Raw genomic sequence first — 7047 nt, 5'->3', positions numbered from 1 at the left:
AGTCAGTGAATTAAAGTCAAACCTGTTTTTTAATTTGGCAATTACTTTGAGTTAATAGGTGGAAGCTGAGCTTTATATAATAAGCATGTTTATATCCCGCGAGCTAAATAGCTTGTTATCTGATGCTTTTAAGTTCAATCCCTGCAATACGAGTTATCAATTCATCGAGAAAGGACAAATCCACTATTTCGCCGTTACTAAATAGTCGGTAATCCGACTCCAAACCTGCCAACAATTCTCTTGCCTCAGCAACACCTTTAAAAAACTCGCTACTGCGTAAAATACACACCAAGAGATCATCTTGCAGCGCAATGCGCTGCTTTATTTCATGTAGACCTTGTCCTAAATAAGACTTGAGCGTCTTTAAATCAGAAGAAGATATACGTCCATTTTCGAACTTTAACGTAATTTTGAAGTATTCCATGAACTTAATCTCATAACGATTGCACTTAACACTTGAATTTAAATAAGATTAAAGCTGCTGCTTCGAGCCTAAATTTGTATATAACAGCAACAAAAAAGCCAGATATTCCGTTGTAGTTGGAACCATCTGGCTTTATATGATTAGTTATTAGCAAGCGTTACGGACGTGGAATAAATCCTAACGCGTTGTAAACAGACTTTAAGGTTATCTCTGCACGTGCGCTGGCTTTTTCAGCACCGGTTTTCATGATGTTGTTGAGCAATGCTTGATCTTCACGTATCTCTTTAAAGCGCGCTTGGATTGGCTCGATCATGCTCACTACTGCGTCAGCGGTGTCTTTTTTCAGATGGCCATACATTTTATCTTCGTATTCAGGCACTAACTCTTCAATTGAGCGCTTAGTTGCAACAGACATAAGTGTTAGTAAGTTTGATACGCCTGGTTTTTCAGTGCGATCAAAATAAATACGCGCTTGCTCGTCTGAATCGGTTACTGCTTTTTTAAGCTTTTTCTCGATCTTTTTTGGTTCGTCTAACATCATGATAAAACCATTTGGGTTTTCATCTGATTTAGACATTTTTTTCAGTGGATCTTGCAGGCTCATTACGCGCGCACCAAACTCTGGAATGTAAGGTTCTGGGATCGTGAAAACTTCACCATATAAGTTATTAAAGCGCGTTGCGATATCGCGTGTTAGTTCAAGGTGCTGCTTTTGATCATCACCTACTGGTACTTGCGCCGCTTGATAAAGTAAAATATCAGCTGCTTGTAATACCGGATAAGCAAACAAACCAACGTTTACGTTGCTGGTGTTCTTTGCTGACTTATCTTTAAACTGGGTCATGCGGTTAAGCTCCCCCATTTGCGCATAACAGTTTAGTACCCAACCTAGCTGTGCATGTTCAGGCACTTGCGACTGCACAAATAAAGCAGCTTTATCTGGATCAATACCACATGCAACATACAAAGCTATACCATCTAATACACGGGTTTTTAAAAGCTCTGGATCTTGGCGTAACGTAATCGCGTGCAAATCAGCTAACATAAAGTGACTATCATACTCTTCCTGTAGCTTTACCCACTGGTTAATAGCGCCAACATAGTTGCCTATTGTCATTCCACCGGTTGGCTGCATGCCACTTAACACTACTGGTTTACTCATGATGTTCCTTTATATTACAAAAATAAAAAATGCTAAAATTAAAAAATCGCTTAACGCTGGGTAAGAACAGGTATTATATCTAAGAAATTCTCACAGAGGTACTGTGGATTCAAATCAGCAAGATTTTCACCTTGGTTATAACCATAATTAACGGCAAGTACGTCTATATGTGCCGCTTGCGCCGCTAAGATATCACTTTTTGAGTCACCAATCATAATTGCTTGACTCACTGGTACATTTAATTGCTGACAAGCAAATAAAAGAGGCTCTGGTGAAGGCTTTTTGGCCATGTCATCACCACACACTATCACCTCAAAATGACTTCTTAAAGCGAGCTTATCAAGTAGCTTTTCAGTAAAGCAGCGGGCTTTGTTAGTGATCAACGCTTTTGGTATACCACGTAACGCCGCAAGGCCTGTTTCTACGTGTTGATAAAGCACACTGTATTCACCTACTTGTTGCTCATAATGATCATAAAAAAGCGCAATTGCTTTATCTGCTAATGCTGGATCTAGGTGTTCACTGACTTTCATGTCGCCACTGAGGCCTCGCCTAACCAGCATTTCAATGCCGTTACCAACCCAGCTTTGTACCAACCCCTGACTTACAATTGGAAAAGCTAAACCAGATAAAGTCAGATTCATGGCTATATATAAATCATAAACACTATCAACTAAAGTACCATCAAGATCAAATAAAGCGGCTTCATACTTCATTATTTTACACCCTCTAACTGGGCACGCATTTGCTCAATTACTTGTTGGTAATCTGGCTGATTAAAAATAGCAGAGCCGGCAACAAACATGTCAGCACCGGCTTGAGCCGCCGCCGCAATATTATCGACTTTAATACCACCATCTACTTCTAAACGAATAGCACGACCTGAATCATCAATTATTTTCCGTGCTTGGCGTAGTTTTTCCAAAGTATGAGGAATAAAACTTTGACCGCCAAAACCTGGATTAACCGACATTAATAAAATCACATCAAGCTTATCAATCACATGTTCTAAATAGCTTAAACTCGTCGCAGGGTTAAAGACTAAACCAGCTTGGCAACCATGATCTTTGATCAGCTGCAAAGTGCGATCAATATGTTCACTCGCTTCAGGATGAAAAGTAATGATTGAAGCACCAGCATCAGCAAATTGCGGTATTAAACTATCGACCGGTTTAATCATTAAATGCACATCAATAGGCGCAGTAATACCATAATCACGTAGCGCTTTGCACACCATAGGCCCAATTGTTAAGTTTGGCACATAGTGATTATCCATCACATCAAAATGAACTACATCTGCACCAGAAGCTAAAACACGCTCAACATCTTCGCCCAAACGGGCAAAATCAGCAGATAAAATAGACGGGGCGATAAGGTACTTTTGTAGTGTTTCTAACATAAACAATCCTTAGTGATATTAAAAATGCGCAAAATAGCAGGGCCATTAATTGCCATAATGTAACCTAAATCAAGCTATTCCCCAAGAATCCCAGTTAATTAAAGCTTTAACTCTATTTGAAGTTTTGCAACGGTTATATTTTAAACAGCAAAATATAAACATTATTTTTACCTTAACCTTCTAATTTTATTAATTTTTTATATTTGTTAAGGATAAATTAAGTTTGTTATTTGAGCATTTTTTATGTATGCTCTAGTGAGTAACACTATTATGGACTTAGTAAAATGCGTGCTTTTAAAATCGGGATCTTAACTGCGGCTGCTATAACTATCGGTACACTAAGCTATTTTTCAAAAAGTGATAATACACTTATCGCAGCTAACGATTGCGAATGTAGCTCAGGCCATTTAAAAATTAATAATGCAGTGCAATGTATGAAGGTCGAACAAGAATCAAGTTGGATGTCATGGATCACTGGTGATAGTCGCAGTGCACAATTTCATTATTTAGATTTACTTGAATTATTAACCAGCTCAGACGAACCACAAAAAGCACGTTCACTTAGTCCTAGGTTCTAGTAAAATGCGGCAACTGATCAGCGCTATACAAAGTGTTGTTGCGGCATTTTTTGGCGTGCAATCTGAACACAAGCGTCACGCTGACTTTAAACAACACTCGCCTACCAGTATTATTATCATCGCTATTATTTTATTTATATCTTTTGTAACCGCTATCTATGGCGTGGTGACTTGGGTGCTAAGTACATAGCCATCAACTCATTAACTTTATTGCGCGAACCACCTTTTGGGCTAATCGTCCGCTTAACTTGAATTTCAGCTAACGTTGCTTGGCTATATATTTTACGTGTCCATACAGTGTCATGATTCGAGATCAATACCGGTGTTTTGTTTTCAAATGCCGCTTGCTCAGCTAAATTAGCTAGATTCGCCTGATCATCTAAATTAAAGCCACCCTTAGCATAAGAGGTAAACGACGCCGTTTTACTCAAAGGCACATAAGGTGGATCGCAATAGATCACGGCGTTATCGGGTACTAATTTAAATACATCGTCATAACCTAAACAAGTAAACGTGGCTTGTTGCGCTTTTTCGGCAAAAAAGTACATTTCTTTTTCAGGAAAATACGGACGTTTATACTTACCGAACGGAACATTAAAAATTCCTTTCAGGTTATAGCGGCATAAACCGTTGTAGCCGTGGCGATTCATATATAAAAATAAAATCGCTCGCTCGTAAATGTCATTACTTTGATTAAACTGTACGCGATAATCATAATATGCGTCAGGCTGGTTGTTTAAATCAACAAACAGCTTTTTAGCATCGCTGATGAATTCATCTGGAGAATTTTTTAATTCGTTATACAAGTTAATGAGATCAGCATTAATATCATTAAGAATATAATCTTTAAAATCTGTGTTTAAAAATACCGAGCCAGCACCTACAAACGGTTCAACTAAGGTATCAGCGTGTTTGCTCGCTTCATTTAAGCGCGCGCTAATATCTTCAACTAAGCTGTATTTTCCGCCAGCCCATTTAAGGAAGGCTCTGGTCTTTTTCTGCATCGGCTCTTTACTTCAAACTGGTGTGCCGCGATTTTACACTAAACAGTGTAAATTTACTGATCTAGTAACGCGATTTCTTGTTTTATTTTACTGATTTTTTTATAAAACGGCTGATTTTTACGCACCGCTTCAGGTAGGCTTGCTAGCGCTTCGCGAGCCGCATTTAAGTTATCAAAGCTGCCATAGGTTACCACCCACCACATTTTATCGTTGCGGCGTGTTTGATAGACTTTACCAAGTACTTGCAGCGACTGTTTAGCAACAAACTGCTCGGCGATTGTTTGCTGAGTTACCGCTAGTAACTGGATCACGACCTTACTATCCGGCTGTTGTAGATACCAAGCATTATCTGCTGGCATAATTTGCTGCGCTTGAGGAACAAGCTCTACCACAGTGGGTTCTTCAGCCAAGCTAGTCGTGATATCAACAGGCTCTGCAACTGGCGCTAAACTATCTAGTATTGCCGCAACATTATTTTCCTGAGTAGGATTATCAATAAGCGGCTTGTCTTGCTCTGGTTGGGCTTGTTGAGCAGCTGATTGAGCATCTGCAGCTTCTACTTGTGAGGAATCTATTGTCACCGCAGGTTCTGTTACAGCTTGCTTTAAAGTATCGACTGCGATTGCCGTCGCCACTGGAGTTTCTGGTTGTGGCTGATAAAAATCCTGCCACCAACGGGTCATATCAGATTTATATAAAAAACCAATGATGAGTAACATAATAATCACTAGCAGCGTTATTAAATGTACTCGCCAAGATACTTTATCAGTGACTACAACCTTAGCTGTGTGCTGTGTTGGTTGCCACGCTAACAATAAACTCGGATTACCGTGTGCTTCGCGCAAAAAGGTTTGAAATACCGGGTCTTCATCATAAGGTAAATCATTAAAATAGCACTTCATCAACTGTTTACTTTCTGCTATTGAAAGTGCTTCGAGATGAATTTCAACAGCGCTTTTAAATTGCCCCACTGATTGCGATGCCAGTAAGACATATAAAGTAGTAGGACTATGCTTGGCAAGCGTTGTTAACTCTTCGACCATTTCTTCAGATAAATGCCGTCCACCATCTAACACCCATAAACATGGACCACAGTTTTGCTGTTTAGCTAGTTGGTAAAAATTTTCTGACAGGCTTAGGTTTTGATCAATTAACGGCGAGCGGAAGCTTTGTTCCAGTAACTCACTCATCAATTGCATATCACTCATACGCGCACTAAGCTGCACAAATGACTTATTAAAATCACTGTATTTATCAGTAATGAAGGTTTCGAGAAGATAACTTTTACCAAGTCCAGAAGAACCCAGTAAGACAATTAAATTTTGCCCATATTCAAACTGTAGGGCAATCCGATCAACCAAAGCCGCACGGCTAGGTAAGATTTGCGATTGCATTAGCGCCCTATTAAATTTCGGACCTGTTGATCTGATACATCATCAACCAACGCGCATTGACCAAACGCAGTAGGAAGAATAAAACGGATCGTGCCTTTTTTATTCTTTTTATCTTTACGCATATGATGAAGGAAATGTTCAGCAGTCATCACATCAGGGATCTCACTAGGCAAATTATATTGTGCTATTAAGGTAACGATCCTTGCAACTTCTTGTGCACTTAAATCACCACGAGTATGAGCTAGCTGTGCAGCTAATACCATGCCAGTGGCAACAGCTTCACCATGTAGCCATTGGCCGTATCCCATTTGCGCTTCGATAGCATGCGCAAAGGTATGGCCTAAATTAAGTAACGCTCGTAGTCCTGCTTCTTTTTCATCCTGAGCGACAATCAGTGCTTTAATTTCACAACAACGAAAAATCACATGCTGAATGGTTTCTTCATCCAAAGCCTGTAATTGCGCGGTGTTGTTTTCTAGAAAAGTAAATAATTCTGTATCGTAAATTAAGCCATATTTAATAACTTCAGCCATACCGGCTGCAAATTCACGAGCAGGAAGTGTATGCAATGATTGAGTATCAATAAACACGGCTTGCGGCTGATAAAAAGCCCCAATCATGTTTTTACCCAAAGGATGGTTAACCGCCGTTTTACCGCCAACTGATGAATCAACTTGCGATAATAAGGTAGTGGGTACTTGAATAAACGGTACCCCGCGTTGATAGCAGGCCGCAACAAAACCAGTCAGATCACCGACCACACCACCACCAAGGGCGATTAAGCAAGTATCTCTGCCGCAATTGTTTTCAAGCAAAAATGCCGAGATTTTCTCAAACCATTCCAGTGATTTATATTGCTCACCATCAGGAATAATAAAACTTAGCGGATTTAAATCAGCTAATAACTCCATTGCATCGCTTAAGTACAAAGGTGCAATGGTGTCATTAGTGATAATGATAGGTCGACAATCACCAATATGATGATGCAGCCTGTCAGTCTGTTGAAGAGCAGATTGACCAATATAAATAGGATAACTTCGCTCGTCTAAATTAACTGTTAATTCAAGCATCGCTAGTATCCTTTCT

Annotated in this window: 9 protein-coding genes; 2 read left to right on the top strand and 7 right to left on the bottom strand. The window is 39.6% G+C overall.

Annotated elements, in window-relative coordinates; all coding sequences use genetic code 11:
• Positions 1–115 precede the first annotated feature (115 nt).
• The 4 genes from H5158_RS14415 to rpe all read right to left on the bottom strand — a co-directional run bounded on the left by H5158_RS14415 (position 116) and on the right by rpe (position 2985).
• Positions 116–424 (bottom strand): hypothetical protein, encoded by a 309-nt coding sequence (locus tag H5158_RS14415; protein WP_145238560.1) that lies wholly within the window; start codon positions 422–424, stop codon positions 116–118.
• 157 nt (positions 425–581) lie between these two features.
• Positions 582–1586 (bottom strand): tryptophan--tRNA ligase, encoded by a 1005-nt coding sequence (gene trpS / locus H5158_RS14410; protein WP_145238557.1) that lies wholly within the window; start codon positions 1584–1586, stop codon positions 582–584.
• Between the two features lie 50 nt (positions 1587–1636).
• Positions 1637–2302 (bottom strand): HAD-IA family hydrolase, encoded by a 666-nt coding sequence (locus tag H5158_RS14405; protein ID WP_182740297.1) that lies wholly within the window; start codon positions 2300–2302, stop codon positions 1637–1639.
• Complete coding sequence (gene rpe / locus H5158_RS14400; RefSeq protein ID WP_182740296.1) at positions 2302–2985, bottom strand: ribulose-phosphate 3-epimerase; 684 nt, start codon at positions 2983–2985, stop codon at positions 2302–2304. The genes H5158_RS14405 and rpe overlap by 1 nt, the downstream gene beginning before the upstream one ends.
• Positions 2986–3269: 284 nt before the next feature.
• On the opposite strand from rpe, the gene H5158_RS14395 reads away from it, so the two are divergent.
• On the top strand, positions 3270–3563 hold the full coding sequence (locus tag H5158_RS14395) for a hypothetical protein (protein WP_145238548.1): 294 nt from the start codon (positions 3270–3272) through the stop codon (positions 3561–3563).
• A gap of 4 nt (positions 3564–3567) precedes the next feature.
• The gene (locus H5158_RS14390; RefSeq protein WP_182717699.1) at positions 3568–3753 is read left to right on the top strand and encodes a DUF2970 domain-containing protein; all 186 of its coding nucleotides are present in this window, start codon (positions 3568–3570) and stop codon (positions 3751–3753) included.
• Here the strand turns inward: H5158_RS14390 and H5158_RS14385 are convergent.
• Genes H5158_RS14385 through aroB form a run of 3 tightly spaced genes read right to left on the bottom strand, consistent with a single transcriptional unit; the run spans position 3716 to position 7031 of the window.
• A complete protein-coding gene (locus tag H5158_RS14385; RefSeq protein ID WP_149982636.1) occupies positions 3716–4567 on the bottom strand; it encodes a Dam family site-specific DNA-(adenine-N6)-methyltransferase in 852 nt (283 codons plus the stop codon). The genes H5158_RS14390 and H5158_RS14385 overlap by 38 nt on opposite strands.
• A 53-nt stretch (positions 4568–4620) precedes the next feature.
• The gene (locus H5158_RS14380; RefSeq protein WP_182740295.1) at positions 4621–5961 is read right to left on the bottom strand and encodes an AAA family ATPase; all 1341 of its coding nucleotides are present in this window, start codon (positions 5959–5961) and stop codon (positions 4621–4623) included.
• Complete coding sequence (gene aroB / locus H5158_RS14375) at positions 5961–7031, bottom strand: 3-dehydroquinate synthase (protein WP_182740294.1); 1071 nt, start codon at positions 7029–7031, stop codon at positions 5961–5963. Before aroB ends, H5158_RS14380 begins: the two co-directional genes overlap by 1 nt.
• Positions 7032–7047: the final 16 nt, after the last annotated feature.

Source organism: Pseudoalteromonas sp. SR45-6, from assembly GCF_014163545.1.
GTDB classification, from domain to species: domain Bacteria; phylum Pseudomonadota; class Gammaproteobacteria; order Enterobacterales; family Alteromonadaceae; genus Pseudoalteromonas; species Pseudoalteromonas rhizosphaerae.
This window is presented reverse-complemented; position numbering and strand designations above follow the sequence as displayed.

What these genes read in the sequence shown, in the direction of transcription:
- H5158_RS14415 (WP_145238560.1), bottom strand. Translation starts at nt 424, where the DNA reads ATGGAATACTTCAAAATTACGTTAAAGTTCGAAAATGGACGTATATCT.
- trpS (WP_145238557.1), bottom strand. Translation starts at nt 1,586, where the DNA reads ATGAGTAAACCAGTAGTGTTAAGTGGCATGCAGCCAACCGGTGGAATG.
- H5158_RS14405 (WP_182740297.1), bottom strand. Translation starts at nt 2,302, where the DNA reads ATGAAGTATGAAGCCGCTTTATTTGATCTTGATGGTACTTTAGTTGAT.
- rpe (WP_182740296.1), bottom strand. Translation starts at nt 2,985, where the DNA reads ATGTTAGAAACACTACAAAAGTACCTTATCGCCCCGTCTATTTTATCT.
- H5158_RS14395 (WP_145238548.1), top strand. Translation starts at nt 3,270, where the DNA reads ATGCGTGCTTTTAAAATCGGGATCTTAACTGCGGCTGCTATAACTATC.
- H5158_RS14390 (WP_182717699.1), top strand. Translation starts at nt 3,568, where the DNA reads ATGCGGCAACTGATCAGCGCTATACAAAGTGTTGTTGCGGCATTTTTT.
- H5158_RS14385 (WP_149982636.1), bottom strand. Translation starts at nt 4,567, where the DNA reads ATGCAGAAAAAGACCAGAGCCTTCCTTAAATGGGCTGGCGGAAAATAC.
- H5158_RS14380 (WP_182740295.1), bottom strand. Translation starts at nt 5,961, where the DNA reads ATGCAATCGCAAATCTTACCTAGCCGTGCGGCTTTGGTTGATCGGATT.
- aroB (WP_182740294.1), bottom strand. Translation starts at nt 7,031, where the DNA reads ATGCTTGAATTAACAGTTAATTTAGACGAGCGAAGTTATCCTATTTAT.